Annotated in this window: 26 protein-coding genes, 1 tRNA gene and 1 pseudogene; 20 read left to right on the top strand and 8 right to left on the bottom strand. The window is 66.8% G+C overall.

Going from position 1 to position 25,150, the window contains the following annotated elements; translation table 11 throughout:
- Window positions 1-215 precede the first annotated feature (215 nt).
- On the top strand, window positions 216-1,727 hold the full coding sequence (locus ABFX45_RS00140; RefSeq protein WP_109629672.1) for a sodium:solute symporter family protein: 1,512 nt from the start codon (window positions 216-218) through the stop codon (window positions 1,725-1,727).
- Here the strand turns inward: ABFX45_RS00140 and ABFX45_RS00135 are convergent.
- Window positions 1,717-2,052 carry a hypothetical protein gene (locus ABFX45_RS00135; protein ID WP_112226500.1) on the bottom strand — a complete coding sequence of 112 codons (336 nt, stop codon included), beginning with the start codon at window positions 2,050-2,052 and terminating at the stop codon, window positions 1,717-1,719. The two genes, ABFX45_RS00140 and ABFX45_RS00135, sit on opposite strands and share 11 nt — an antisense overlap.
- 119 nt (window positions 2,053-2,171) lie before the next feature.
- Here ABFX45_RS00135 and ABFX45_RS00130 point away from each other — a divergent pair, with 119 nt between their 5' ends.
- On the top strand, window positions 2,172-2,588 hold the full coding sequence (locus ABFX45_RS00130; RefSeq protein ID WP_109629665.1) for a hypothetical protein: 417 nt from the start codon (window positions 2,172-2,174) through the stop codon (window positions 2,586-2,588).
- A gap of 228 nt (window positions 2,589-2,816) precedes the next feature.
- On the opposite strand, the gene ABFX45_RS00125 is transcribed toward ABFX45_RS00130, so the two are convergent.
- A complete protein-coding gene (locus ABFX45_RS00125) occupies window positions 2,817-3,503 on the bottom strand; it encodes a very short patch repair endonuclease (RefSeq protein WP_346126716.1) in 687 nt (228 codons plus the stop codon).
- An 84-nt stretch (window positions 3,504-3,587) separates the two neighbouring features.
- Window positions 3,588-4,940: a DNA cytosine methyltransferase gene (locus tag ABFX45_RS00120; protein WP_346126714.1), complete on the bottom strand. Its 1,353-nt coding sequence runs from the start codon at window positions 4,938-4,940 to the stop codon at window positions 3,588-3,590.
- 117 nt (window positions 4,941-5,057) lie between these two features.
- On the opposite strand from ABFX45_RS00120, the gene ABFX45_RS00115 reads away from it, so the two are divergent.
- Complete coding sequence (locus tag ABFX45_RS00115; protein WP_346126712.1) at window positions 5,058-5,897, top strand: GIY-YIG nuclease family protein; 840 nt, start codon at window positions 5,058-5,060, stop codon at window positions 5,895-5,897.
- 32 nt (window positions 5,898-5,929) lie between these two features.
- Complete coding sequence (locus ABFX45_RS00110) at window positions 5,930-6,586, top strand: Eco29kI family restriction endonuclease (protein ID WP_346126710.1); 657 nt, start codon at window positions 5,930-5,932, stop codon at window positions 6,584-6,586.
- A 199-nt stretch (window positions 6,587-6,785) separates the two neighbouring features.
- Here the strand turns inward: ABFX45_RS00110 and ABFX45_RS00105 are convergent.
- Window positions 6,786-6,859 (bottom strand) — tRNA-Gly (locus tag ABFX45_RS00105).
- 72 nt (window positions 6,860-6,931) lie between these two features.
- Between ABFX45_RS00105 and dcd the strand changes: the two genes are divergently transcribed.
- Window positions 6,932-7,513 (top strand): dCTP deaminase, encoded by a 582-nt coding sequence (gene dcd, locus ABFX45_RS00100; protein ID WP_109629662.1) that lies wholly within the window; start codon window positions 6,932-6,934, stop codon window positions 7,511-7,513.
- Here the strand turns inward: dcd and ABFX45_RS00095 are convergent.
- On the bottom strand, window positions 7,510-8,484 hold the full coding sequence (locus tag ABFX45_RS00095) for a cation diffusion facilitator family transporter (protein ID WP_109632920.1): 975 nt from the start codon (window positions 8,482-8,484) through the stop codon (window positions 7,510-7,512). The genes dcd and ABFX45_RS00095 overlap by 4 nt on opposite strands.
- Window positions 8,485-9,111: 627 nt before the next feature.
- Between ABFX45_RS00095 and ABFX45_RS00090 the strand changes: the two genes are divergently transcribed.
- The 5 genes from ABFX45_RS00090 to ABFX45_RS00070 all read left to right on the top strand — a co-directional run bounded on the left by ABFX45_RS00090 (window position 9,112) and on the right by ABFX45_RS00070 (window position 13,765).
- Window positions 9,112-9,873 (top strand): SdrD B-like domain-containing protein, encoded by a 762-nt coding sequence (locus ABFX45_RS00090; RefSeq protein WP_346126707.1) that lies wholly within the window; start codon window positions 9,112-9,114, stop codon window positions 9,871-9,873.
- Window positions 9,874-9,946: 73 nt separating this feature from the next.
- Window positions 9,947-10,498, top strand: coding sequence for a MarR family winged helix-turn-helix transcriptional regulator (locus tag ABFX45_RS00085; RefSeq protein ID WP_109629655.1), 552 nt, complete (start codon window positions 9,947-9,949; stop codon window positions 10,496-10,498).
- A 159-nt stretch (window positions 10,499-10,657) separates the two neighbouring features.
- Entirely contained in the window at window positions 10,658-11,959 is a 1,302-nt protein-coding gene (locus tag ABFX45_RS00080; protein WP_346126705.1) for an LPXTG cell wall anchor domain-containing protein, read from the top strand.
- A 25-nt stretch (window positions 11,960-11,984) separates the two neighbouring features.
- A complete protein-coding gene (locus ABFX45_RS00075; RefSeq protein ID WP_346126703.1) occupies window positions 11,985-13,247 on the top strand; it encodes an LPXTG cell wall anchor domain-containing protein in 1,263 nt (420 codons plus the stop codon).
- Window positions 13,248-13,384: 137 nt separating this feature from the next.
- Entirely contained in the window at window positions 13,385-13,765 is a 381-nt protein-coding gene (locus ABFX45_RS00070) for a phage holin family protein (protein WP_109629646.1), read from the top strand.
- 53 nt (window positions 13,766-13,818) lie between these two features.
- Here ABFX45_RS00070 and ABFX45_RS00065 read toward each other — a convergent pair whose 3' ends face one another.
- The gene (locus tag ABFX45_RS00065; protein ID WP_109629642.1) at window positions 13,819-16,080 is read right to left on the bottom strand and encodes a (Fe-S)-binding protein; all 2,262 of its coding nucleotides are present in this window, start codon (window positions 16,078-16,080) and stop codon (window positions 13,819-13,821) included.
- A gap of 156 nt (window positions 16,081-16,236) precedes the next feature.
- Between ABFX45_RS00065 and ABFX45_RS00060 the strand changes: the two genes are divergently transcribed.
- From ABFX45_RS00060 to ABFX45_RS00020, 9 genes are all read left to right on the top strand, one after another.
- Entirely contained in the window at window positions 16,237-16,560 is a 324-nt protein-coding gene (locus ABFX45_RS00060) for a DMT family transporter (protein ID WP_109629639.1), read from the top strand.
- Window positions 16,557-17,132: a TetR/AcrR family transcriptional regulator gene (locus tag ABFX45_RS00055; protein ID WP_109632919.1), complete on the top strand. Its 576-nt coding sequence runs from the start codon at window positions 16,557-16,559 to the stop codon at window positions 17,130-17,132. The genes ABFX45_RS00060 and ABFX45_RS00055 overlap by 4 nt, the downstream gene beginning before the upstream one ends.
- Before the next feature lie 4 nt (window positions 17,133-17,136).
- Window positions 17,137-17,691 (top strand): hypothetical protein, encoded by a 555-nt coding sequence (locus ABFX45_RS00050; protein WP_109629636.1) that lies wholly within the window; start codon window positions 17,137-17,139, stop codon window positions 17,689-17,691.
- Window positions 17,692-17,785: 94 nt separating this feature from the next.
- Window positions 17,786-18,673, top strand: coding sequence for a DUF4097 family beta strand repeat-containing protein (locus ABFX45_RS00045; protein WP_146231358.1), 888 nt, complete (start codon window positions 17,786-17,788; stop codon window positions 18,671-18,673).
- A 192-nt stretch (window positions 18,674-18,865) separates the two neighbouring features.
- Window positions 18,866-20,728 carry a molecular chaperone DnaK gene (dnaK, locus tag ABFX45_RS00040; protein ID WP_346126699.1) on the top strand — a complete coding sequence of 621 codons (1,863 nt, stop codon included), beginning with the start codon at window positions 18,866-18,868 and terminating at the stop codon, window positions 20,726-20,728.
- A complete protein-coding gene (gene grpE, locus ABFX45_RS00035) occupies window positions 20,725-21,363 on the top strand; it encodes a nucleotide exchange factor GrpE (RefSeq protein WP_346126697.1) in 639 nt (212 codons plus the stop codon). Before dnaK ends, grpE begins: the two co-directional genes overlap by 4 nt.
- A 20-nt stretch (window positions 21,364-21,383) precedes the next feature.
- Entirely contained in the window at window positions 21,384-22,544 is a 1,161-nt protein-coding gene (gene dnaJ / locus ABFX45_RS00030; RefSeq protein ID WP_346126695.1) for a molecular chaperone DnaJ, read from the top strand.
- A 5-nt stretch (window positions 22,545-22,549) separates the two neighbouring features.
- On the top strand, window positions 22,550-22,978 hold the full coding sequence (locus ABFX45_RS00025) for a heat shock protein transcriptional repressor HspR (protein WP_109632918.1): 429 nt from the start codon (window positions 22,550-22,552) through the stop codon (window positions 22,976-22,978).
- On the top strand, window positions 22,975-23,481 hold the full coding sequence (locus ABFX45_RS00020) for a hypothetical protein (protein WP_109629620.1): 507 nt from the start codon (window positions 22,975-22,977) through the stop codon (window positions 23,479-23,481). The genes ABFX45_RS00025 and ABFX45_RS00020 overlap by 4 nt, the downstream gene beginning before the upstream one ends.
- Window position 23,482: 1 nt before the next feature.
- Here the strand turns inward: ABFX45_RS00020 and ABFX45_RS00015 are convergent, their stop codons facing one another.
- A complete protein-coding gene (locus ABFX45_RS00015; protein ID WP_346126692.1) occupies window positions 23,483-24,382 on the bottom strand; it encodes an SDR family oxidoreductase in 900 nt (299 codons plus the stop codon).
- Window positions 24,383-24,465: 83 nt separating this feature from the next.
- On the opposite strand from ABFX45_RS00015, the gene ABFX45_RS00010 reads away from it, so the two are divergent.
- Window positions 24,466-25,035 carry a TetR/AcrR family transcriptional regulator gene (locus tag ABFX45_RS00010; protein ID WP_346126690.1) on the top strand — a complete coding sequence of 190 codons (570 nt, stop codon included), beginning with the start codon at window positions 24,466-24,468 and terminating at the stop codon, window positions 25,033-25,035.
- Window positions 25,036-25,051: 16 nt separating this feature from the next.
- On the opposite strand, the pseudogene ABFX45_RS00005 reads toward ABFX45_RS00010, so the two are convergent.
- Window positions 25,052-25,150 (bottom strand): annotated as a pseudogene (locus tag ABFX45_RS00005) (IS982 family transposase); the annotation flags it as partial.

The raw sequence follows: 25,150 nt of genomic DNA, 5'->3' as shown, positions 1-25,150 counted from the left end.
GAGACGTCGTTCCCTCGGAGTCATGACGCGGAACAGTCGGTTCACGTGTATGAACAAGGGTCACGAATGTGATTCAAGACTGCTGAAGGTCTTCCGTCCCACGGCAACAGTCTCGTAAGACCTACGTCACATATCCCGTGCGGATGTGCCAGGTTCCCGCCGCCATGAGGCCTGGTGCTCTCGCGGGCACACGTGTGTGCACGCAAGGAGGTCACATGGGCACCCTCGATTGGATCGTGGTCGCCGGTTACTTCGTGGTGATGGTCGGCATCGGGCTCTGGTCCCGAGGGCGGATCAACAACATCGCCGACTTCTTCACCGCCGGCGGCAAGATGCCCTGGTGGTTGTCGGGAATCTCCCACCACATGTCCGGTTACAGCGCCGTCATGTTCGTCGCGTTCGCGGCGGAGGCGTACCGGCTCGGCCTCACGGTCTACATCTGGTGGTCGCTGACGATCGGTATCGGTGTCGGCATCGGCGCGTTCCTGTGGGCGCCCGCGTGGAACCGGCTGCGGTCCAAGCACGACGTGAAGTCACCGCTCGAGTACCTGGCCATCCGCTACAACGTGCCGACCCAGCAGGTCATGGCGTGGGCGGGTGCGGGCCTGAAGGTCGTCGACATCGCGGCCAAGTGGGTCGCCGTCGCGCTGCTGCTGCAGGGCTTCGCCGGCGTGCCGATCTTCTGGGGCATCGCCCTCGTCGGCGTCGTCACGATGATCTACTCGGTGCTCGGCGGCCTCTGGGCGGACGCCTTGACGGACTTCGGCCAGTTCATCATCCAGGGCCTCGCGGGCTTCGCGATGTTCTTCGCGGTCGCGTCGCACTTCGGTGGCATCAACTTCATGTGGACGATCTGGGACAAGCTCCCCGCGAGCCACAGCGAACCGCTGACCGGCCCCTACACCCTGACGTTCTTCATGGCGCTCTTCCTGATCAAGACGCTCGAGTACAACGGCGGCATGTGGAACCTGGCCCAGCGCTACATGGCCGCCCCGTCGGGCTTCGCCGCCAAGCGCTCGGCCCTGCTGTCCGCGTTCCTGTGGCTGGTGTGGCCGCTCGTGCTGTTCTTCCCGATGTGGGCCGCCCCTCTGATCGTGCCGGGCATGGGGGCCAACGCCGAACAGGCCTACGTCGAGATGGGCAAGGCCATGCTCCCCGCGGGCATGGTGGGCCTCGTCCTCGCCGGCTTCTTCTCGCACACGATGGCGATGGTCTCCTCCGACGCCAACGTCATCACCGCCGTCATCACCCGTGACATCCTTCCGCGCATCTGGAAGGGCGCCCTGCGGATGACGGCCGAGGCGCAGCTGAAACTGGCGCGCATCACGACGTTCGCGTTCATCGGCCTGTCGATGACCATCGCACTGACCGCGGACACCAAGGGCTTCGTGCTCAAGGTGGTGATCGCCCTCGTGGCAGCCACAATGGGCCCGATCGCGATCCCGCTGATGCTCGGCCTGCTCCCGTGGTTCCGCAAGGTCGGCCCGACGGCCGCGCTGACGTCGACCATCGGCGGCCTCTCGACCTGGGTGTTCCTCTACGTCGAACAGCAGTTCCTGAAGGACTTCGCCGTCTCGCAGGCACTGATCGTCTCGACGCCGCTGCTGGTCTCCCTGTTCCTCTACCTGGTGATCGGCTTCGCGAAGCCCGAACCGTCGGCCGAGCGCGACGCGCTGATCGACTCGCTCAGGTCCGACGCTCCCGACGTGGAGCCGGTCAAGGCGTAGCGCGTTCGTTCTTCATGATCCTCGCGGCGGCGCACCCGAACAGGGTCGCCGCCGCGAGCCAGATGTAGGGCATCGGCGTGCCGGTGTACGACTCGGCCGTCGTAGCCAGCACCACCGTGGCCCCCACGACGAGCCCGGTCGTGTGCGTGACCGGGAAGGGGCTCTTCAGGACGGTGAAGACCGCGATGGGCACGAGCAGGAAGCCGTAGGCCAGCACCCTCGTCAGGAGGTTGGCGTGCTCGACGACCTCGTACTTGAGCGCCGGCACCGCGAGCAACGTCAGCAGCACGCCCGTCGCGAGCCCGATCGTGAGACTGAGCAGCACGGTTCGCCCTTGCCACACACGCGTCATGCGCTTCAAGACGCACACATCACTCGATGGTTGCCGTGGCGTGCGTCATCGTCACGAGACTCGTGCGCCGTGGCGCATGCACAGTGGATGCCATGGGTGCGTGGTTTCCTGCAGATGACGCGGAACTGACCGCGGGTTGGCGGCTCTGGCTGGAGCTGAGCGACCGCGTCTACCCGGACCCGTCGTGGGACGGCACTCCGGCCGACGCCATCCGCCAGGTCCGCGAGCTCCTGGCGGCCTGCGAGTCGATCCGGCTGGACTACCTCGCCGAGACCTCCCAGCCCTCAGCCGGCCTGCTGCAGCTCCTGCAGTCCATGCCGTTCGTGGCGTCGTTCCCGGTCGACCTGTGGCACGACGACACCCACCCGCTGGACGTCGAACGCGCCGAACTGCTGCACGGCGACCTCGCGTCGTTCGCCCAGCACGTTGCGGGTGTGCGCGCCGCACTGGCTCGTGGCGGTGGCTGGGTGGAGCTGGACCGCCGCCCGTGGGGCCTACCGGTCGATTAGGCACTGCAACGGTCGCTGTCAGCCGCGTGGCCTTGGCGTCCGGGCCCAAGCTGCCGAGCATCGAAAGCTACTCGTTGTCCAGTTCGCATCGCTAGCCGATCGGTCTCCTGATTGCGAAGACGGTGAGGCTCTTCGGCTCAGGACGACGATCGGTTCCTTTGGTAAATCGAGTTCGTAGATGGGCGGTGATCACGTCAGGAGGACCAGAATCCCTTCTGACGGACGGTGTCAAGCACGGGTCTCCCGGAGGATTTGCTCGATGCGTTCTGCTGCCTGCCTCACATCTTCGTGCTCCCACACGCGGATTACTGCCCAACCTGCGGCCTGCAGCATCTTGTTGGTGTCAGCGTCTCTTGCCTTGTTCCCGTTGATCTTCTCGCGCCAGAAATCCGCATTCGTCGTCGCTGGACGGTGGTGATCGGGACATCCGTGCCAGAAGCAGCCGTCCACGAACACTGCGACCCGGTCACCGGGAAAGACGACATCCGCTTTTCGTCGCACCTGTGCGATTGGCCGGGTGTCAACCCGGTAGCGCAGCCCGCGCTGGTGAAGAAGACGGCGGAGCATCATCTCTGGACCGGTGTCTTTGCTGCGGTTGCCTCGCATCGAAGCTCGGACCTCGACGGAAGACGCCTTGGACTCCGGCGGTAGCTCCTCCTGTGCGAGGAAGCCCTTCTCCCTCGCCTGCCGCCATGCCTCGGTCAGGTTTTGCCCTCGGGAGCCGAATCCGACCTCGCACACATACTTTTCATGAGTCTTCCCGTCCTGCGACCAACGGAGATACGCCCTGATCCGGCGGGTCCGCCGGTACAGCCGCAACGTGATCGAAGCACGAGCCAAGCGACCATCACCAAGATCGACGTTGCGTCGGTTGCGGCCCTTGGCAGCACGATCCTGTTCGATGGGCGGTGCCACCCCGCCAGTGCGACGCTTGTACGCGCGCTCAGGAGGAAGCTGCTCTTTCCAGTGCTTCCTGGAACTCTCTTGCGACATGGCGTGCTAGTGCCCGGCTGCAGCCAGCGCGTCGGCAACGGCCTTGGCGAAGCACTCGCCGAGGACAACGGGAACCGCGTTGCCCAGTTGGCGCATCTGTTCGCCTCTGGGGCCTGAGCCGAGCCACTCGTCCGGAAAGGTCATAACCCGAGCGGTCTCACGCACGGTCATGTAGCGGTGAAGATATGTCCAGCCGTCTGGAGAAGCCGCGTCTTTCACCCGCTTGTCCAGGAGCATCACCGACTCGCCGCCAGGTACGCCGTGAACGCCGGCCTTGACCGTCTTCGCTGGACGATCTAGCTCGTTGGGAGTGTGCCCCTTGTAGATGCGGGCGCCCGGCCATCCGATGTGATCAACCACGCCGATCTCTTGACCGAAGTCGAATTTCTCTTCCAACCGATCCAGGTCAACCTGAGGAAGGGCGGGAAGCTTCGTGTCGGTTCCGTACCCTTCGATCGCATCGCGCAGCGTACGCCAGGGGCGGCAGTCGTCTTCCTTGATCGCCTTGGGAATCCGGGCCCTCACCCTGTCACGTACGTGACCCGGCACCGTGGGATGCCGTTGCCAGTAAGGCCCGTCCTCGTCGCGCATGGAACGAAGCAGAGCCGCTTCAGAGAACCTCTCGGTCTTGACATCCTTCTCGAAGGCTGCGACGTCCACACCGAGGTCTGCGCGGAAGGCGACGATGACCACACGGTTGCGGATCTGAGGGACACCGTAGTTCGCCGCGTTGACCGGCACCATGACGACTTTGTAATGATCAGGATCCGCATCCTCGTCAGATAGGCCGCCGAGGATGCGCGTCAAGTGAGCATTGTGATCTTGCCAACGGGTGTCATCGTCACGTTTTTCGAAGGGAAGCCGCAGTTCGTTCTGGATGTACTGGAAGTACTCGGCGAAGGACGGCCTAAGCAGCCCGCGCACGTTCTCGCAGATGACCGCCTTCGGGCGCATCTCACGAACTGCCTTGAACACCGCCGGGAACATGTTGCGCTTGTCCTCGTCGCCTTTGGCCACTCCGCCAGCGCTGAACGGCTGACATGGCGGACCTCCCGCGAGGACGTCGACCTTGCCTTGGAGTGAACTCAGGTCGAGGTCTTGTACGTCGCCGGGGTACAAAGGTGCCGGCTGTCCGACAGGAGGCGGCTCGGGCCGGGTTTCGTCGGTGCGCTCCAGGCCATCGACACCGAGGGTCTTGCGCGCGCTCGCCACGAGTGTTTCGCAGGCACGCTTGTTGAACTCGTTGAACAGGAGTGGGCGGAAGCCCGCCTGGTGAACTGCCATGGCAAGGCCTCCACCGCCTGCGAACAACTCGACGCTCGTGCGGGGCTCAATTGCGTCTTTGGCCAGGTCAACCATAGTGGGATCATACCGCGGAGTTGATGATCATGAAAGCCCTTCACTCGATCAGGTCGACCGCACGTGAGCAACACCATAGAGTGAACGGTGATCAACTCTCGGAAGGGACCTGGCGGTATGGCGCAGGAGGCTTCATCGGGCGTCGGCAAGGCGTTCCACGATCACTTTCGGCTGAGCATCACAAAGGCGCTTGGTGATCAGTTGTCGGTGGCGCTGACTCGCCTCGGCCGAGCTCCGTTGTCCGATGAGTACCTGGCCGACTTGGATGAGAGGCCGGGTGTGTACCAGCTCTATCTGTCCGGTGATTTCGTGTACGTCGGCAAGGCTGAGAAGTCTCTCCGGGCTCGCCTTTCCAACCATCTCCGCAAGCTGGGTGGCAGGCAGCGGATCAACCTTGCCGACGTGAGCTTCTCGTGCCTGTACGTGGATGAGGACTTCTCCGCGTTGGCTCCCGAACAGTTGCTCATCAGTCATCACAAGGGCGCGGGAAGCATCCCGTGGAACAACAACGGGTTCGGCAACAAGGATCCTGGCCGAAACCGCGACGCCACAGTGCTCAAGAAGAACCACTTCGACGTCGAGTACCCCATCGATCTTTCGTTACCTGTTGGCGGTCTGAGGGAAGGGCGCACCAACCTGAGCACCTTCCTCAAGGTCCTCAAGAGTGGGCTTCCCTACAACTTCCGGTACAAGGAGCCGCCTGGCTCAGGGGTGGCCGAAATCATGGTGACCCCAGGTGGCCTGTCTGCTGATCAGGCATTTCGTCTGGCGTCCAGAGTACTGCCCGAGAAGTGGCAGATCGTGGCGCTGATGGGATACGTGATCATGTATGACGACTCGCCGAGCGATTACAAGAGCGCTTGGCGGTACTACAGGTCTGGCAACGTTGTGGACGCCGTGCCCGAGGCGTCTCCCGAGGACATGACCGAAGAAGACCTCTTCAGCCTCGATGAGTGACGTGAACGCAGCCAGTCGACGATCAGGAAGCCATGCCTGCCGAGTACATCCCCGCGTCGTTCGATCCACTTTCAACCGAACAGATCTCCAACACGATCTGCGAGACCTTTGAACGGCAGCCCCTCGTGGCGATGACCCGCGAACTTCCGAGGTTCGAGGGTGCTGGGCTCTACGCCATCTACTACCGAGGTCGAAGTGTTGACCTGTACGCCCCACTCGCTGACCTTCAAGTGCCGGTGTATGTGGGGCGAGCCCGGTCCAGCAACAGCGCTACCGGCGAAACGGTCCGAGAACCGTACCCCCTCTACAAGAGGGTGCGGCAGCATCGCATCTCGATCATCGAAGGTGGTCTGCCGATTGCCGAGTTCCGGTTCCGAGCTCTGCTGCTGCCTGATGTGCACATCGACCTCGGCGAAAACGGTCTGCGTGTCGGCTACCAGCCCATCTGGAACAGCACCATCAAGGGCTTTGGGGGCCACGAGCAAGGAGCGACAACCCGCCAGAGCAAGAAGAGTAAGTGGGACACGGTCCATGATGGTCGTCGCCGCACTCATGGGGGCGTGATCCACGATGCGAGAGCCCTGATCGAACAGGTAAAGGCGCATATCCAGTGGCAAGTTGCGGACTACGACCACATGCCTTGGCCTCATCCCGCAGCCGAGACGTACCTTGATCTTGATGTCGTTTAGACCTGCACCAATGCGCCGAACTGCTGCACGGCGACCTCGCGTCGTTCGCCCAGCACGTTGCGGGTGTGCGCGCCGCACTGGCTCGTGGCGGTGGCTGGGTGGAGCTGGACCGCCGCCCGTGGGGCCTACCGGTTGACTGATTCCAGGCCGAAAGCGAAGGCCCAGGCGAGTCGGTGGTGACTCGCCTGGGCCTTCGACGTGGAGCGGGTGACGGGAATCGAACCCGCCTCTACAGCTTGGGAAGCTGTCGTTCTACCAATGAACTACACCCGCACGAGCAAGCTCGTCGCCGATCATACACAGCGCGGCAACGCCCCGTCCCGGAGTCTCGGTTAGCCTGTCCCGGTGCTGCTGAGTGACCAGGATCTGCGCAAAGAGGTCGAGTCGGGCCGTCTGCTGCTCGACCCGTTCGACGTCGAGATGGTTCAGCCGTCGAGCATCGACGTACGGCTGGACCGGTTCTTCCGGGTCTTCAACAACACCCGCTACACCCACATCGACCCGGCGCAGCAGCAGGACGACCTGACGAGCCTGGTCGAGGCGCCGGAGAACGAGCCGTTCGTGCTGCACCCCGGTGAGTTCGTCCTGGGCTCGACGTACGAGATGGTGACGCTGCCGGACGACCTCGCCGGTCGTCTCGAGGGCAAGTCCAGTCTCGGGCGGCTAGGGTTGCTCACGCACTCGACGGCCGGCTTCATCGACCCCGGCTTCTCCGGCCACATCACGCTGGAGCTGTCCAACGTCGCGAACCTGCCGATCACGTTGCACCCCGGCATGAAGATCGGGCAGCTCTGCCTGTTCAAGCTGTCGAGCCCGGCGGAGCACCCGTACGGCTCGAAGCAGGCCGGCAGCCGGTACCAGGGGCAGCGCGGGCCCACGCCGAGCCGGGCCTACCTCAACTTCCACCGCACCGACACGCGCCGCTAGAAGCCGTAGCGGTCGAGCACCCGGCGCCGTAGATCGGGATCGGTACGAGGCACCGGCTCCAGGAAGATCTCGTCGAGGTCGGGGAACTCCGCACGCAGTTCGGCGGAGATGCGCACGCAGGCGTTCTCCAGTTCGAAGGCCGTCAGCGAGTCGGTGAAGTCGAGCCGGGCGCACAGCAGGACGCGGTCGGTGCCGATCAGCATCGTCAGCACGTCCACGACGGCGTCGACCTCGGGCACCTCGGACAGGCGGCGCCAGATCGCCTTCACCATCACCGGGTCGGCCTGCCTGCCGATCAACAGGCCGCGGTTGGTGCGCGCCAGGACGTAGGCGACCAGCGCCAGCAGCAGGCCGATCGCCAGCGACGCCAGGCCGTCCCACAGGGACGAGCCGGTCAGCTGGTGCAGGCCGAGGCCGGAGAACGCCAGCACCAGGCCGATCAGGGCCGCGGAGTCCTCCAGGAACACGGTCTTCACGGTCGGGTCGTCGGACATGCGCAGGAAGTCCCAGAACCCGTGGCCGTGCGTGGCGGCCTCGGAGCGCACCTGCCGGAACGCCTGGGTCCACGACACGGACTCCAGGACGAACGCCAGGCCGAGCACGACGTAGCCGACCAGCGGCCGGGTCTGTTCCTCGGGCTCGCCGAAGACCGTGCGGAAGCCCTCGTAGAACGCGAACATCGCGCCCGAGGCGAAGATCGAGACGGCTGCCAGCAGCGACCAGAAGTAGCGCTCCTTGCCGTAGCCGAACGGGTGGCGGCGGTCAGCTGGGCGGTCCGACCGGCGCAGTGCGGTCAGCAGCAGCGCTTCGGTGAACGTGTCGGCGACCGAGTGCGCGGCTTCGGAGAGGATTGCGGCGGAACCGGTCAAAACGCCTGCAATGGCCTTGGTGATCGCGATCGCCAGATTCACCAGCAAAGCCAGAACTACGGTGAGAGTGCTTTCGCCCGAACCCGACGGCTTCTCGCTCATGACGATCACTCTAGGCCTCGAGGCGTTCGCTCGCGGTGCTGACACGAGGCGTTGACCGGCGAAAATCACGGTTCCATCTCGGGGTGGCGACCAGACGCCCCTCTCGAACGACTCGATAGCGACCGGAGCTGGAGCGCGCCGGGAAATTCACGGAAAATGTGCGGCTGTATTTGTGCTGAACAAAAGTCCTGGGGGCAGGAAAATGGGCTTCAAAATTCGCGCTGCAGCCGTCACGGTCGCGCCGTCCCTGATCGCCGGCTCATCAAGCGCGCGCCAGGCAAGTACGAGGTCGGCTACGTCGACCCGAACCTTGCCAACACGTGGTCGAGGTCGGCAAGGGTGCGTGATCGTTAGTGCATTCGAGTGACATTCGCGGGCGAGGGCAACATCCTGGAGCCCTGCGGTGTCTTAAGGCTGGGATCTGCTCCGGGGGGACGCTGATCACCAGGGGGTAAGACGGAACGGCCCGCGTCCGGGAGAGACGCGGGCCGTTCCGCTTTTCCTTGCAGGGCAAGGAAAACATCACAACCTGATCACCGGCTGCAACCGTCGGCACGCTCGTGCGACCTAGTCTTCGGAAGCCCTGGGGAGGGCTTCCGGACATCACAAAGTTCCTGGGGGATGAAAATGCGCAAGTTCACCGTGGGGCTCGTCGCGGCCGCGGCCGCCCTGCTCGCAGTGTCGCCGGCCATCGCCGAGCGGCCGAACACCATCAACGGCGAGATCTGGCTCGACGTCAACGAGGACGGCGTCCGCCAGGCCGAGGAGCCGCCGCTGGCCGGCGTCGTGGTCGGCCTGCCGGGCAAGCCCGCCAACGCCACCACCGACGAGCGCGGCCGCTACCGCTTCACCGGGCTCGCCGACGGCACGTACGAGATCGAGTTCAACCAGCCGGTGGGCCACGGCCTCACCGTGCCCGGCCGTGACTCCGACGTCGACTGGCTGAGGAGCGGCAGGCACACCGTCACCGTCCAGCACGGTTCCCGGCAGCGTGTGGACGCCGGTTACCGCAAGGCGAACCACGACCGGAGCGTCGGCATCGTCGAGGCGGACCGCGCCACGATCGCCGTCGGCGAGCGGGTCACGTTCAAGGTGTTCTACGGCAACGTCGGCAACGTCGCGGACCAGATCCAGCTCGACGCCCGCTGGGGGACCGGGCTGAAGCTGGAGAGCATCACCGGCAACGTCCACCACGTCTGGGACAACGAGGCCACCACGTTGCTCGGCGCGGTCGCACCGAGCTCGGCCGAGCCGAACTTCGTGCTCGCCACGTTCGTCGCGACGGCTCCCGGTGAGCTGAGCGTCGACTTCAGCTCCCCGGCCGGCATCGAGGGCGACTCCAACCCCGCGAACAACGCCCACCGCGGGCACGCCACCGTCCTCGGCTGACGAAAACCGCAGCGCCGCCCGTGTCCTGGATGGACACGGGCGGTTCTGTTCCCGACGCAACTACCATCGTGGGATGGGCAAGCGTGGTGCGGACGACACCGATGCCGAGGTCGAGTCGTGGAGGGCCATGGTTCCGGCGATTGATCCGGTGGTCGAAGGCGTGGTCGACCGCGTCCACCAGATCAGCAAGTACCTCGACTTCCTCGCCACGGAGATCGCCGCGCCGCACGGGCTGAACCGCGCCGACTACGAGATCCTCGCCAGGCTGTTCTGGATCGGGCCGCCGCACCGCCTCACGCCCAAGCAGCTCGCGAACGGCACGCTGAGTCCGGCCACCACGATCACGAGCCGCCTCGACCGGCTGGAGAAGGCGGGTCTCGTGGTCCGCGAGCTCGACCCGAGCGACCGCCGGTCGTTGCCCGCGACGCTGACCGACGCGGGCCGCGCGATCTTCCTGGAGATCGTCGCCGGCCAGGCGCAACGGGAGAAGGACCTCTTCACCGCGTTGCCGGGCAGCGACCTGGAGAACCTGCGTGACCTGTTGCGGCAGGTCATGGAGGTGCTCGCGGGCGAACTGGGGCCTGCCCACCGCCGCACGAGGCTCGCGCTCGACGGCAAGGAGTAATTGCTACGAACTCGTACTATCCGATATCGTGCTAACTGGCGCGAGAGGGAGGGGTGCGACATGGGTGGCTATCCGCTGTCGGAGTGATTGAGATCACGCAACACGCGGACCCCGGGATTCCGATTACCCATATGGAGTAATTGGAATCCTGGGGGACAAGTGAAGAAGCAGCTCGCCGTCGCCACGACGGCAGCTCTCGTGCTGACCACGATGGGCGCTCCCGCTCTCGCGCAGGACGAGAAGATCACCGTTGAAGGCCTGTTCTACTTCGACCGCAACGGCAACAAGGTCCACGACGAGGGTGACGCCGTCCGGAAGAACGGGCCTGGCGTCCGCATCGTCAACGCGGACACCCGCGAGACCGTCGGCGAGTTCCGCACCGGTGCGGACGGCCGGTACCGCGCGGAGCTGCCCAAGGGCCCGAAGTACGAGATCCACAACTGGGACCTGTTCAACTACACGTCCACCGTGACCGGGTACAACACCAGCGAGACGCTGGCCAACGGCGACTTCCCGCTGCGTGGCAACCGGGTCTTCGGCTACTCCTTCGTGGACTCGAACGGCGACCGCGTGTTCGGGCCGGGAGAGCAGAAGCTGCCCTTCACCAACGGCAACATCAGCGGACGGGCGTGGGTGACGGGCACCACGGCCGACGGGCAGCCGGTCAACGTCCTCGCGGGACCCACCGCGGCCGACGGCACCTACAGCATCGAAGACCTGCCCATCAACAGCGACCTCACGCTGCACGCGTCGGACTGGGCCTGGCGCGGTTTCCTGGTCGACCCCAACGGCGCCGACATCGACCCGGCGACCCGCACGCGGAAGCTCGACGCCTTCCAGGACGGGCAGGTGCGGGTCGACCTGCGCTACTTCGCGGCGAAGTCCGACCCGGCGCTGACCGGTCTGACCCTCGTGCCGGCGAAGGACACGTACCGCAGCGGCGAGAAGGCGAAGGCCGTCATCGAGGTCGCGAACAAGGGCAACTTCGCCGAGAAGATCAAGTTCATCCTCGACGGGCGCAACACCAACGTCGACTCCGTCGGCGACAACGCCGTCCGGGTCGAGGGCAACATCATGTCGCTCAAGGAGCCGCTCGCTCCGGGTGCGACCGCCAAGGTCGACGTGAACTTCACGTTCAGCTGGGACTCGCCGGAGTTCGTGCGCGCCTTCGTCCAGCGCGGCGACCAGTTCGCGGACGCCGACGAGAAGAACAACGAGGTGCAGGTCGACATCACCCTCGACCCGCCCGTCGTGGGTCAGCCGTCGACCCCGCCGTCGGAGAGCACGACCACGCCCGCGCCGAGCAGCAGCTCGACCCCGGCCCCGGCTCCTGCCGGTGCCTCCACGAACGATGGGCTGGCGTCCACCGGCGCCTCGCCGCTGGGCTTCCTGGCCCTCGGCGGGCTGCTGCTCGCCGCCGGTACCGGTGCGTTCTTCGTGGCGCGCCGCCGTCGTTCCTGAACAACATCTATCCCTGGGGGAACAAGTGAAGAAGCAGTGCGCTGTCGCGATGACGGCCGCCTTCCTGCTGGCCGGGGCGGCTGTGCCCGCCTCGGCCCAGGACGAGACGATCACGGTCGAGGGCGTCATCTTCCTCGACCGCAACGGCAATGAGGCCTACGACGCGGGTGAGACGGTCCGCGCGAACGGCCCCGGCGTGTGGGTGACGAACCTCGACACCAACGAGAAGGTCGCCGAGTTCCGCACCGACGCGAACGGCCGGTACCGCGCCGTGCTGCCCAAGGGCCCGCGGTACATGGTGATCAACCAGGACAAGGACGGGTTCGAGCTCCCTTGGGGCGCCCGGCCCACCGACAAGGACCTGACCCTCGACTTCCCGCTGTGGGGTCGTTTCATCGACGGCTTCAGCTTCGTCGACACCAACGGTGACGGCGTGAAGCAGGCCGAGGAGAAGGCCACCACCGGTGAGATCAAGGTCAGCGGAAAGACCCAGGGCGGTGCCCAGGTCGACGTGGCCGCCACGCCGGGTGCCGACGGTTCGTTCCGCTTCGAGCTGCCGGTCGGCGCCTACACGGTCACCGCTCCGGATCTCGTGCGGCAGGGTCTCGCGCTGGCCAAGCCGCTGGGCGCGAACGACATCGACTGGCTGACGGGCCAGGCGAAGGCCGACCAGAGGAACACGCGGATCGACGCGCGCTACTTCGAGCCCAAGGCCGACTCCGCCGTCGAGGACCTCGCGGTCGCGCCGGCCAAGGACACCTACACCGTCGGCGAGCAGATCGACGTCAGGTTCAAGCTCGCGAACAAGGGCGACGTTCCCGGTGGGCTCAGGTTCGTCATGTTCGGCCCGGACGCGAAGCTCCTGTCGCACAGCGGCAACGTCACCGGGGCCAACGGTGACTTCGCGACGGTGGCGAAGGTGCTGCCGGGTGAGTCGGTCACGGTCGAGCTGAAGTTCGAGCTCACCAAGGCCGGTGCCATCGAGATCTGGCCGTTCGCGGACCCGTTCGTCGGCGGTCACAAGGACGTCGACCGCACCAACCAGGGTACGGCGATCAAGAAGACGATCAACGTCGTGGAGAAGAGCACCACCACGCCGCCGACGTCGGCCTCTCCGTCCGAGACCACTGCACCGACCACCACGACCACGCCGGCCGTGGCGAAGGCGGGCAACAAGACCGGTCTCGCGTCGACGGGTGCGTCGCCGCTGGGTTTCCTGGCTCTCGGTGGGGTGCTGCTCGCGGCCGGTCTGAGCGTGTTCTTCGTGGCGCGCCGCCGACGCTCCTGACCACATAGGACCCGTCACGGTTAGTGCGTCGACCACAGTCGTCGTCGCGCGCGTTCGATGGTCAGACGGGTGCGAGGTGCCCTGCTGATCACCGGAGGCGACCGGCGAGGGCTGTGGTCGACGCACTATCCTGCGGCATGGGCATCTTGGTGCATGTGCTGCTGACTGCCGTGGCGGTCTGGGTGTCGACCGCTCTTCCGGGCATCGACCTGGGCGAGGGCACCACCGGCTCGAGAATCCTCACGCTGCTCGGCGTCGCGGTGATCTTCGGCCTGGTGAACGCGGTCGTGAAGCCGCTCGTGAAGTTCTTCGGCTGCTTGTTCTACCTGCTCACGCTCGGCCTGATCGGGCTCGTGGTGAACGCGCTGCTGTTCATGCTCACCGGCTGGCTGGCCGAGCAGCTGGACCTGCCGTTCCGCGTCGACGGCTTCTGGCCCGCGTTCTGGGGCGCGATCATCGTCGCCCTGACCGGCTGGGTGCTGAACGTCATCTACGACAAGATCACCGACAAGGACTGACCCCAGCGACGAAAGATGCCCCGGTCCACATCGGACCGGGGCATCTTCGCGTGTCAGACCTTCGACTTGTCCTGATCTGGCAGCGGTGTGCCGGTCGGAACCTCGTCGGTCGGGGTGTCCTTTTTCTCCGTGCCGCGCCGTACCGACTCGAGCAGCATCTGCGCCACGTCCACGACCTCGACGTGCGCGCCCGCCAGGCCGTCGGACTGACGTGCCGTCACACCGTCGGTGAGCATCACGCGGCAGAACGGGCAGCCGGTCGCGATCTTCGACGGCGCGGTGGACAGCGCCTCGTCGACGCGGTCGACGTTGATGCGCTTGCCGATCCGCTCCTCCATCCACATGCGGGCGCCACCGGCACCGCAGCACATGGAGCGCTCTTCGTGGCGCGGCATCTCGCGCAGCTTCGCGCCGGACGCACCGATGAGCTCACGCGGTGCCTCGTAGACCTTGTTGTGGCGGCCCAGGTAGCACGGGTCGTGGTAGGTGACGTCCTCGGTGACCGGCGCGACCGGCACCAGGCGACGCTCACGCACCAGCTTGTTCAGCAGCTGCGTGTGGTGCACGACCTCGTACGTGCCACCGACCTGCGGGTACTCGTTCGCGAGCGTGTTGAAGCAGTGCGCACACGTCACGACGATCTTGCGCTGGCCGACCGGCCGGTCCTCGAAGACCGAGTTGAGGACCTCGACGTTCTGCTGCGCGAGCATCTGGAAGAGGAACTCGTTGCCGGCGCGGCGGGCCGGGTCACCGGTGCAGGTCTCCTCCGGGCCGAGCACCGTGTACTTGACGCCCGCGGTGTGCAGCAGCTCGGCCACGGCGCGGGTGGTCTTCTTCGCGCGGTCCTCGAAGGCGCCGGCGCAGCCGACCCAGAACAGGTACTCGGCGTCGCCCAGCTCGCCGTCGAACACCGGCACCTCGAACTCCAGGCCCTCGGTCCACGCCAGGCGGTCCTTGGCGTTCTGGCCCCAGGGGTTGCCCTTGTTCTCGAGGTTCTTGAACATGCCGCCGAGCTCGGTCGGGAAGTTCGACTCGATCAGCACCTGGTAGCGGCGCATGTCGACGATGTGGTCGACGTGCTCGATGTCGACCGGGCACTGCTCGACGCACGCGCCGCAGGTCGTGCAGGACCACAGCACCTCGGGGTCGATGACGCCCAGCTCGTCGGGGCCGCCGACCAGCGGGCGCTCCGACTCGGCCATCGCCAGCACGTCGATGGACTCGAGGCGCTTCTTGTAGTCCTCGTACTTGTCCTCGACCAGGCCGACCTCGTCACCGGCCATGTCGCGCGAGCCGCCGGCCAGCAGGTACGGCGCCTTGGCGAAGGCGTGGTCGCGCAGCTGCGTGATGACCAGCTTGGGGGACAACGGCTTGCCGGTGTTCCAGGCGGGGCACTGCGACTGGCAGCGGCCGCACTCGGTGCAGGTGGAGAAGTCGAGCCAGCCCTTCCAGCTGAAGTCCTCGACCTTGCCGACGCCGAACACGTCCTTGTCCGGGTCGGCCTCCTCCAGGTCCAGGACCTTGCCGCCGGACATCATCGGCTTCAGCGCGCCCAGTGCGACGCCACCGTCGTCCTCGCGCTTGAAGTAGATGTTGAAGAACGCCGAGAACCGGTGCCAGGCAACACCCATCGTCAGCTTGCGGCCGACCACGACCAGCCAGATCATGCCGGACAGCAGCTTGATCAGCGCCATCACGGAGACCCAGATCGGCGCGGCGGGCAGGATCTGCGCCAGCGGCTGCGTCACGAACGACGTCCACAGCGGCGCGACCTCCAGGCCGCTCGACTGCTTGAACGCCTTCACCATGAGGATGCCGACACCCTCGATGATCACGACGGCCTCGACGAAGTACGCGGCCTTGAAGTCCGAGCCCGCGAAGCGGGAGACCCGGTCGGCGCGGCGCGGGTGGTTGCGCTGGCGGATGATCGCGAGCGCCACACCGCCGACGACGGTGCCGAGGCCGAGCAGCTCGATGAGCAGCAGCCAGATCGACCACGTGCCGATGATCGGCCAGTGGAAGTGCGGGTCGAACACCTCGCCGTAGGCCTCGAACAGCACCGCGGAGCCGATGAGGAAGCCCCACATCACCATCCAGTGCCACGGGGCGACCGAGCGGAACTTGGCCATTCTGGTGTGCGCGACGAACTCGACGATCAGCGTCTTCAGTCGCGGCCAGAACGGCCCGTTGCGCGTCGCGTCCGGCTGGCCGAGCCGGATGATCTTGATCATCTTCCACACGCCAGCGACGAACACGCCCCAGGCGACGACGCTCACCGCTACGGCGACGAGTCCGAGAACCAGCTGGAGGGTCATGGCGGGAGTCTAGGCCACGTTACTGGTGAGTAACCACTTGGACGTGGCCGGTGTCTCCTCACGGACCGGTCAAGTACCCGGAAATTGATCAAAAACTTATGGAACAATCGTTCAAGTAGTTCCATTGTGTCTCCTTCTGGGCACCCGGAGGTCGCCGTGCTTTACCTGTATCTCGCTGCGGCGATCGTGGGCGAGATCGCCGCCACCGTGTCGTTGAAGCTGTCCGAGGGCTTCAGCAGACCGTGGCCGTCAGCTGTGGTCGTCGTCGGTTATGCGATCGCCTTCACAGCTCTTTCGCGCGCGTTGAAGTTGGGTATGCCCGTGGGCGTCGCCTACGCCGTGTGGTCCGCCATCGGCGTCGCAGCCGTCGCGTTGATCGGATGGAAGTTCCTGGGCGAGACCCTCAACCCCACGATGGTCGTCGGGCTGGTTTTGATCATCGGGGGCGTGGTGACACTCGAACTCGGGAGGACGCACTGACCGCGGTGATTGACGGGCGCAAGGCGCGCGGCGAGAAGAAGCGGCGCGCCATCGTCGAGGCCACGCTGCGAGTGATCGAGCGCGACGGGGTTGCCGGCGTGACGCATCGCAGTGTCGCCCGTGAAGCCGGCGTGCCCACCACAGCGTCCACCTACTACTTCGCGACGCTCGACGACCTGTTGATCGCCACGCTGCTGTGGGTCGCCGAGGAGGTGTGCGACGACATGCTGCAGATCGTCGCGAGCGGCGGCACACCGCGCGAGATCGCCCGCTCGCTCGCGCGTGCGGTCAACGAGAACCGTGCGCGCACACTCGCCGAATACGAGCTGTACCTGTTGGCGGGTCGTCGTCCCGAGCTGAAGGCCGCCGCACACCGGTGGCTCGACCTCGCCGTGGAAACGGCGCGGCCGGCGGACCCGGTGGCGTTCCGCGCGTTCCTCGCGGCCGTCGACGGGCTGCTCATCCAGGGTCTGACCGCCGATGTTGCTCCGAACGAGGACGACCTGGAGCCAATCGTGTCCTTCTTGATCTGCGGCCGCGACGATTCCACCCCCGCGACGCGGGAACAATGAAGCCATGAAGTTCGCGCGAGAGGTGTCCGGCATCAGCCACGGGGTGAGCCTGGGGCTGCTGGCAGCGCTCTACGTCCGCGACTCACTGGCGTTGTCCGTCGACGTCGAGCCGCACGTGGCAGGCCTGGAGCCGTCGCTGCCGGTGCAGGTGCCCGCGGGCGTCGACCGTGCCGCCGTGACCCGCGAGTGGCCGGGCTGGTGGGCCGACGCGCTGGACGCGTGCATCCGAGGCGCGGAGCCGATCGCACCGGAGAACGCCGAGGCGTTGCTGACGAGGCCGGCCTGCCTCGACGCGGTGCTGGCGCTGAAGTCCGGCATCGAACAGCTGCACCGGGTGCAGGCGCCGGTGGCGTTGCCGATCGGCGACGTGCTGCGCGGCATCGAGTCGCGGATCGGCCGGTGGGCCCAGAGCGTGGAGCTGCACATCGCCGAGGTGCCCGTCGAAGGCCTGCTGTGGGAGCGGATCGGACCCGCGCACGTGCTGGCCTCGACCAGGTTCCTGAACGACCCGGCCCGCACCGCGCCGGCGTTGCGTGCGGTGCTGGAAGACCTCGTCTGACAGTGTTGGATCATTTGGGGTAGGGACAACCCCACCCCGCCTTAGGGGGCTGACTGCCGTGTAGCCGAGCACGGCCACCTCTAGTTTTGTGCTCATGATGAGGACAGCGCTGGTGGCGTTGCTGGTGGGGGCGGTGCTCACGGCCTGTGGCATCCGCATCGTGAAGTACGAGTTCAGCGACGACCACACGGTCGCGGAGAAGTACACGTCGGTGCGGGTGCGCACCAGCGGCGGCGAAGTCTCGATCCGGCACGTGCCGGGACTGTCCGAGACGAAGATCCACCGCAAGGTGGAGCACAACAAGGACAACAGGCCGACGGGAATCGCGCACCGCGTCGAGGGCGACACCCTGGTGCTGGACGACTGCGGCCGGGACTGCGACATCAACTACGACGTCCAGGTGCCCTCTGCGGAGATCACCGTGCAGGGCGACGTGGGGTCGGGGAACGCCACGATCGAGGGCCTCGCGTCGGTGGACTACAAGACGGGCTCCGGCGACTTCAACGCCAGGAACATCGCGGGCAACGTCCAGATCACCAGCGGTTCCGGCGACGTCGACGTTCGTGACATCACCGGCGACGTCAAGGCCATCACGAGCTCCGGCAAGTTCGGGGCCTCCAAGGTCAAGGGCAGCGTCACCGCCGACCTGGGCTCCGGCAACATCACGCTGGACCAGCTGCAGGGCAAGGTCCTGGCCAACACGGGCTCGGGCAACATCAGCGGCACCGCGCTGGACAACGACGTGACCGCGGACGCCGACTCCGGCAACGTGGAGCTGAACTTCGTCTCGGCACGCACGGTCCGCGTCGTCACGGGCTCGGGCAACCTGACGGTGCGGGTGCCGAGTTCCGCCGGCCCGTACCGGGTCACCGCCGAGTCCGGCAGAGGGGATCGCAGGGTCGACGTGCCGACCGACCCGGCGGCGAAGTACGAGCTCAAGCTGACGGCCGACTCGGGGAACGTGAAGGTGCTGGCCGTGTGAGGCCTGCCGAACCAGGGCGAATGTGTCGAGGGCCACTCCACAAGGGGTGGTCCTCGGCGCGTTCTGAGGGAACAACCAGATCTGGCCAGCCGTTGGTTCAGTCAGAAAGCTTGAGTCGAGTAGGCTCAACGTTGGGCAAGATGGCAAACTTGAGCCAGCAACGCTCAACAAGTACTAGCGGAAGGAACTCCAATGGCGCGTGCAGTCGGCATCGACCTCGGGACGACCAACTCCGTCGTCGCCGTCCTCGAAGGCGGTGAGCCGACGGTCATCGCCAACTCGGAGGGCTCGAGGACGACCCCGTCCATCGTCGCGTTCGCCAAGAACGGCGAGGTTCTCGTGGGTCAGCCCGCGAAGAACCAGGCTGTCACGAACGTCGACCGCACCATCCGCTCGGTGAAGCGGCACATCGGCACCAACTGGAAGACCGATGAGATCGACGGCAAGCAGTACACCTCGCAGGAGATCAGCGCGCGCGTGCTGATGAAGCTCAAGCGCGACGCCGAGGCGTACCTGGGCGAGGAGATCACCGACGCCGTCATCACCGTCCCCGCCTACTTCGAGGACGCGCAGCGCCAGGCCACCAAGGAGGCCGGCCAGATCGCGGGCCTCAACGTGCTCCGCATCGTCAACGAGCCGACGTCGGCCGCGCTGGCCTACGGCCTCGACAAGGGCGAGAAGGAGCAGACCATCCTGGTCTTCGACCTCGGTGGCGGCACGTTCGACGTCTCGCTGCTCGAGCTCGGTGACGGCGTGGTCGAGGTTCGTGCCACGAGTGGTGACAACCACCTCGGTGGCGACGACTGGGACCAGCGCGTCGTCGACTGGCTGGTGGACCGCTTCAAGCAGGCCAACGGCATCGACCTGACCAAGGACAAGATGGCCCTGCAGCGCATCCGTGAGGCTGCGGAGAAGGCCAAGATCGAGCTGTCCAGCTCCAGCACCGCGAGCATCAACCTGCCGTACATCACGGTCGACGCGGACAAGAACCCGCTGTTCCTCGACGAGACGCTGTCGCGCGCCGAGTTCCAGCGGATCACGTCCGACCTGCTCGACCGCACCCGTGCGCCGTTCAACAACGTGATCAAGGACGCCGGCATCTCCGTCGGCGACATCGACCACGTCGTGCTCGTCGGTGGCTCGACCCGCATGCCCGCCGTCGCGGAGCTCGTGAAGGAGCTGACCGGCGGCCGCGAGCCCAACAAGGGCGTGAACCCGGACGAGGTCGTCGCCGTCGGCGCCGCCCTGCAGGCCGGTGTCCTCAAGGGCGAGGTCAAGGACGTCCTGCTGCTCGACGTCACCCCGCTGTCCCTCGGCATCGAGACCAAGGGCGGCATCATGACCAAGCTGATCGAGCGCAACACCACGATCCCGACCAAGCGCTCGGAGACCTTCACGACGGCCGACGACAACCAGCCGTCCGTGCAGATCCAGGTCTTCCAGGGCGAGCGCGAGATCGCGGCGCACAACAAGAAGCTCGGCATGTTCGAGCTGACCGGCCTGCCCCCGGCCCCGCGCGGCGTGCCGCAGATCGAGGTCACCTTCGACATCGACGCGAACGGCATCGTGCACGTCTTCGCGAAGGACCTGGGCACTGGCAAGGAACAGTCGATGACCATCACCGGTGGCTCCGCGCTGCCGAAGGAGGACATCGACCGCATGGTCAAGGACGCTGAGGCCCACGCGGAGGAGGACAAGCGCCGCCGCGAGGAGGCCGAGGTCCGCAACCAGGCCGAGACGCTCGTGTACCAGACGGAGAAGGTCGTCAAGGAGAACGACGACAAGCTCCCGTCCGACATCAAGGAGAAGGTCACCGCCGCGATCGCCGAGGCGAACGAGGCGCTCAAGGGCACCGACATCAACGCCATCAAGGCCGCGGTGGAGAAGCTCGCGACCGAGTCCCAGGCCATCGGTCAGGCGATCTACGCCAACGCTCCGGGTGCCGCCGGTGCCGAGGCTCCTGGTACGGACGCGCCGGGTGCCGGTGCGGGTGCCAAGGCCGGCCAGGACGACGTCGTCGACGCCGAGATCGTGGACGAGGACGAGAAGAAGTGACCGAGCCGAGGCACGCCGCCCCTGACGAGGAGCAGCCTCAGGTAGTCGTGAACGACCGGCGCCGGATCGACCCCGAAACGGGGGAGGTCCGGGCGCCGGCCGACGCGACCACCGAGGAAGAAGGCGCTGCTCCGGTGGAAGACGCTCCGGTCGTTGCGGAGATCGTGGACGAGGTGGCCGCCGAGCTGAAGACCCAGCTCGACGAGCGCACCGCCGACCTGCAACGGCTCACCGCCGAGTACGCGAACTACCGCAAGCGGGTGGAACGCGATCGCGAAGCGGTGATCAACAACGCGAAGGCGTCCGTGGCCGCGGAGCTGCTCTCCGTGCTGGACGACGTCGAACGGGCCGCCGCGCACGGCGACCTGACCGGCGCGTTCAAGGCGGTGGCGGACAAGCTCGTGTCCACTCTGCAGAAGACCGGCCTGGAGCCGTTCGCGCACGAGGGTGAGGCGTTCGACCCGTCGGTGCACGAGGCCGTGCAGCACAGCACGTCCCCGGACGTCGACGGCCCGACCGTCACGGCAGTCCTGCGCCGTGGCTACCGGTTCGGCGACAAGCTCGTCCGGCCCGCGCTCGTCGCGGTGACCGACCACGAGCCCGCCGCCGCCGCACCGCAGGCCGAAGAGAGCTGACGGAAGGGAGGAGACGTCCGGTGAGTGCTAGGGACTGGATCGAAAAGGACTTCTACCGCGAGTTGGGCGTCTCCTCCGACGCGTCGGCGGACGAGATCAAGAAGTCGTACCGCAAGCTCGCCCGCGAGCTGCACCCCGACGCGAACCCCGGCGACGCCAAGGCCGAGGCCCGCTTCAAGGCGGTCTCCGAGGCTTATGGCGTGCTGTCGGACCCGGCCAAGCGCAAGCAGTACGACGAGGCCCGGCGCCTGTTCGCGGGCGGCGGTGGCTTTCCCGGCGGCTTCGGCGGCGGGGGTGGCTTCGACGTCAACGACCTGTTCGGCCGTGCCGCGCAGGGCACCGGTGGCGGCGGCCTGGGCGACCTGCTCGGCGGCCTGTTCAACCGGCGCGGTGGTGGCGGGACGGCCTCCGCCACGCGCCCGCGCCGTGGCGAGGACGTCGAGACCGACGTCCGCATCGACTTCACCGAGGCGGTGAAGGGAGCGACGGTGCCGCTGCGCCTGTCGTCCCCCGCCGCCTGCACGAAGTGTGGCGGCTCCGGCGCCAAGCCGGGCACGACGCCGCACGCCTGTGCGACCTGTTCGGGTTCCGGTCTGGTGACTCGCTCGCAGGGCGCGTTCGCGTTCAGCGAGCCGTGCCGCGACTGCCGCGGCACCGGCCGGATCATCGACGACCCGTGCCCCGAGTGCGGTGGCGACGGCGTCAGCACCCGCACCCGCACGCTGACCGTGCGGATCCCGTCGGGCGTCGACGACGGCCAGCGCATTCGCCTTGCGGGACAAGGCGAACCCGGCCGCAACGGTGGCCCCGCCGGCGACCTGTTCGTGCGCGTGCACGTCAACCCGCACAGCGTCTTCGGGCGCCAGGGCAACGATCTGACGCTCACGGCGCCGATGACCTTCCCGGAGCTGGCTCTGGGCACGACGTTGACCGTCCCGACGCTGGACGGCAAGGTGACCTTGAAGGTGCCCGCCGGCACCGCCTCCGGGCGGGTGCTGCGGGCTCGGGGCAAGGGGATCACCAAGCGCGACGGCACCTCCGGTGATCTCCTGATCACCCTGGAGGTCGCGGTGCCGAACAACCTGTCGTCCGAGGCCCGCAAGGCGCTCGAGGCGTACGCCGACGTCACGAAGGACCACGATCCCCGTGGTGATCTGAACGCACTTCTCGAAGGGCGGTGAGTTCCGTGGGTTTTCCGTTCCCTCCTGGAACTGACGAGGACACACCTTTCTTCGTGATCTCAGTGGCGGCGCAGCTGTCCGGTCTGCACGCCCAGACGCTGCGGTCCTACGACCGGATGGGTCTGGTGTCGCCCGGCCGCACTTCGGGCGGTGGCCGCCGCTACTCGATGCGCGACATCGTGCTGCTGCGCGAGGTCCAGCGGCTCTCCCAGGAGGAGGGCGTGAACCTCGCCGGGATCAAGCGGATCATCGAGCTGGAGAACCAGGTCGACGCACTGCGGGCACGGGTCAACGAGCTGACCCAGGAGCTGGCTCAGGCGTTGGCGGCGGCGGACTCCGCGGCTGCCGCGGTGCACGCCTCCTACCGGCGGGACCTCGTCCCCATCCGGCAGGAGACGTCGCTCGTCGTGTGGAAGCCCAAGCCCCGCAAGTGATCGAGCGTCTCTACGAGGTGTTCGCGGCGCCCCGCCCTGCAGTGGTCGACCATTGCGATCACTGCGTGGACCCGGCGGACGTCGCCCCCTTCACCACCGTGCCGTTGCGCGACCTGCCTGCCGGCCACGTCGAAAAGTACTGGTTGCGCTCGGGCACGATCGGCGACGAGACCTTTGTGCGGTACCTGCTTCCGCGCGTGCTGGAGCTGATCGCCGAGGGCGCGCTCGACGCGGACTTCTTCTGGCTGGGACTCGCGAACTCGGCTCACCAGAATGGTGATCCGCAGGAGCAGCGAGCGATCGAGGAGTACTACGAGGCGACGCCGCGAGCCCTGGCCGGCCTCGTGCGAGAGTGCGCGGATCGCCTCGACCGCGCCGGACGGCTCGCCGAGTGGCTGCGCGGGCCGGAAGCCCTTGCCGTGCTCGAAGAAGCCGCGCTGACCGGCCCCGATCCCGACGGCGAGCTCTCCGAGGCGCACCTGGCGCTCGAAGCCTGGCGCTGACTCACCGCTGCTCGAAGTAGAACCCGGCCTCCAGATCCGCGAGAAGGCCGGGTTCCTTCGTTTCCCAGCCCAGCAGCGCTTTCGTGCGCGCACTGGACGTGGGTGCGTCACGCGCGACCATGTTCGCGAGCGGGCCGAAGTGCTCCACCGCACGTTCGGCGGGGATGCTTTCCACCGGCACGTTCAGCTTTCGTCCGATCACCTCGGCGATCTCCCGCAGCGGCACCGCTTCCTCGGCGACCGCGTGCAGCACCGAGCCGGCGGGAGCCTTCTCCACGGCCAGCCGGTAGAGCCGCGCCACGTCCAGCGTGTGCGTGGCCGACCAGCGGTTGGTGCCGTCGCCGGGGTAGCCGGAGATCCCCGTGGTGCGTGCGACCTTCACCAGCAGCGGGATGAAGCCGGCCGTGTCCAGTTCACTGTGGACGGTCGGTGGCAGCACGGCGACCGCGCCGCGCACGCCGGCCGCGTCGATGATCAGGTTTCGGGCGGTGCCGCGGCTGTGGTCGTCCGGGACCCGTTCCTCTTCGGTGACGGTGCGGCCCAGGCCGGAGTACGACAGCGTGCCGGCGGTGCCGATCAGCGCCTTGCCGGTGCCGGACAGCTCGTCGATGAACGCACGGACCACCGCGAGATCGGCGGCGGACGCACCGGCGTAGTCGCCCGCGAACATCTCCTCGTGCTTGAACGCCAGGTGGATCACCGCGTCGGCCTCGGCCGCGCCCTTGCGCAGGCCGTCCAGGTCGTCGAGGTCGCCGCGCTGGACCGCCGCGCCGAGGTCGGTGAGCTTGGCGGCGGAGGCGTCCGAGCGGGCCAGTCCGACGACCCGATGGCCGGCCTGCAGGAGTTCCGGGACCAGCGCGGAGCCGACATGGCCGCTGGCGCCCGTGACGAAGACCTTCATGAGCACTTCCTCAAGTGATGGGACTTGGTCTTATCAACCGTAGCAGAGTGATGGGACTAAGTCGCATCACTTAGGATGGCGTCATGGGTCGATGGGAACCGGACGCGCGGGATCGGTTGGTGCGCGCCGCACTCGACCTGTTCAGCGAGCAGGGGTACGAGAACACCGCGGTCGCGCAGATCGCCGAACGGGCGGGGCTCACGAAGAGCACGTACTTCCGGCACTTCCGGGACAAGCGCGAGGTGTTGTTCGGCGGCCAGGACGAGATTCTCGAACTGCTCGCCGGCGGGATCGCCGGCGCACCCGCGTCCGCAGGAGCGCTGGTGGCGGTCGAGGCCGCGCTCGTGGCGATCGCCGTCACGTTCACGGAGGAGCGCCGGGCGAACGGGCCGCGGCGGCTGGCGGTGATCGCGAGCAACGACGAGCTGCGCGAGCGGGACGCGTTGAAGATGACCGGGTTCGCCGCCGCGATGGTCGACGCGTTGAAGCGGCGCGGTGTGTCCGAGCTCGGCGCGGAGGTTGCCGCCGAACTGGGTGTGCTGGCGCTGCGCCGCGCTTACAGCCGATGGCTCGAGGCCGGCGGGGACTTCGCGGAAGTCGCCCGCCGGGCGCTCGAGGAGGTCAGTGCGACCGCTGCCGCACTAGATGGTTGATTCCGTGAAGTTGGTGTCAGTGATCGAACGCGGTCAGTGAGCGTTTGCTGGTCACGCCCGCCTCCCAGTTGTGCCAGATGCCGGCGGCCATGGCCAGCAGGCGCTGAGCGACACG

It is taken from the genome of Lentzea roselyniae, assembly GCF_039537795.1.
GTDB classification, from domain to species: domain Bacteria; phylum Actinomycetota; class Actinomycetes; order Mycobacteriales; family Pseudonocardiaceae; genus Lentzea; species Lentzea atacamensis.
Note: the sequence above shows the minus strand (reverse complement) of the source record. Positions and strands in the feature narration are given on the sequence as shown.

What these genes read in the sequence shown, in the direction of transcription:
- ABFX45_RS00140 (WP_109629672.1), top strand. Translation starts at nt 216, where the DNA reads ATGGGCACCCTCGATTGGATCGTGGTCGCCGGTTACTTCGTGGTGATG.
- ABFX45_RS00130 (WP_109629665.1), top strand. Translation starts at nt 2,172, where the DNA reads ATGGGTGCGTGGTTTCCTGCAGATGACGCGGAACTGACCGCGGGTTGG.
- ABFX45_RS00120 (WP_346126714.1), bottom strand. Translation starts at nt 4,940, where the DNA reads ATGGTTGACCTGGCCAAAGACGCAATTGAGCCCCGCACGAGCGTCGAG.
- ABFX45_RS00115 (WP_346126712.1), top strand. Translation starts at nt 5,058, where the DNA reads ATGGCGCAGGAGGCTTCATCGGGCGTCGGCAAGGCGTTCCACGATCAC.
- ABFX45_RS00110 (WP_346126710.1), top strand. Translation starts at nt 5,930, where the DNA reads ATGCCTGCCGAGTACATCCCCGCGTCGTTCGATCCACTTTCAACCGAA.
- ABFX45_RS00095 (WP_109632920.1), bottom strand. Translation starts at nt 8,484, where the DNA reads ATGAGCGAGAAGCCGTCGGGTTCGGGCGAAAGCACTCTCACCGTAGTT.
- ABFX45_RS00090 (WP_346126707.1), top strand. Translation starts at nt 9,112, where the DNA reads ATGCGCAAGTTCACCGTGGGGCTCGTCGCGGCCGCGGCCGCCCTGCTC.
- ABFX45_RS00085 (WP_109629655.1), top strand. Translation starts at nt 9,947, where the DNA reads ATGGGCAAGCGTGGTGCGGACGACACCGATGCCGAGGTCGAGTCGTGG.
- ABFX45_RS00070 (WP_109629646.1), top strand. Translation starts at nt 13,385, where the DNA reads ATGGGCATCTTGGTGCATGTGCTGCTGACTGCCGTGGCGGTCTGGGTG.
- ABFX45_RS00065 (WP_109629642.1), bottom strand. Translation starts at nt 16,080, where the DNA reads ATGACCCTCCAGCTGGTTCTCGGACTCGTCGCCGTAGCGGTGAGCGTC.
- ABFX45_RS00050 (WP_109629636.1), top strand. Translation starts at nt 17,137, where the DNA reads ATGAAGTTCGCGCGAGAGGTGTCCGGCATCAGCCACGGGGTGAGCCTG.
- ABFX45_RS00045 (WP_146231358.1), top strand. Translation starts at nt 17,786, where the DNA reads ATGATGAGGACAGCGCTGGTGGCGTTGCTGGTGGGGGCGGTGCTCACG.
- dnaK (WP_346126699.1), top strand. Translation starts at nt 18,866, where the DNA reads ATGGCGCGTGCAGTCGGCATCGACCTCGGGACGACCAACTCCGTCGTC.
- ABFX45_RS00015 (WP_346126692.1), bottom strand. Translation starts at nt 24,382, where the DNA reads ATGAAGGTCTTCGTCACGGGCGCCAGCGGCCATGTCGGCTCCGCGCTG.
- ABFX45_RS00010 (WP_346126690.1), top strand. Translation starts at nt 24,466, where the DNA reads ATGGGTCGATGGGAACCGGACGCGCGGGATCGGTTGGTGCGCGCCGCA.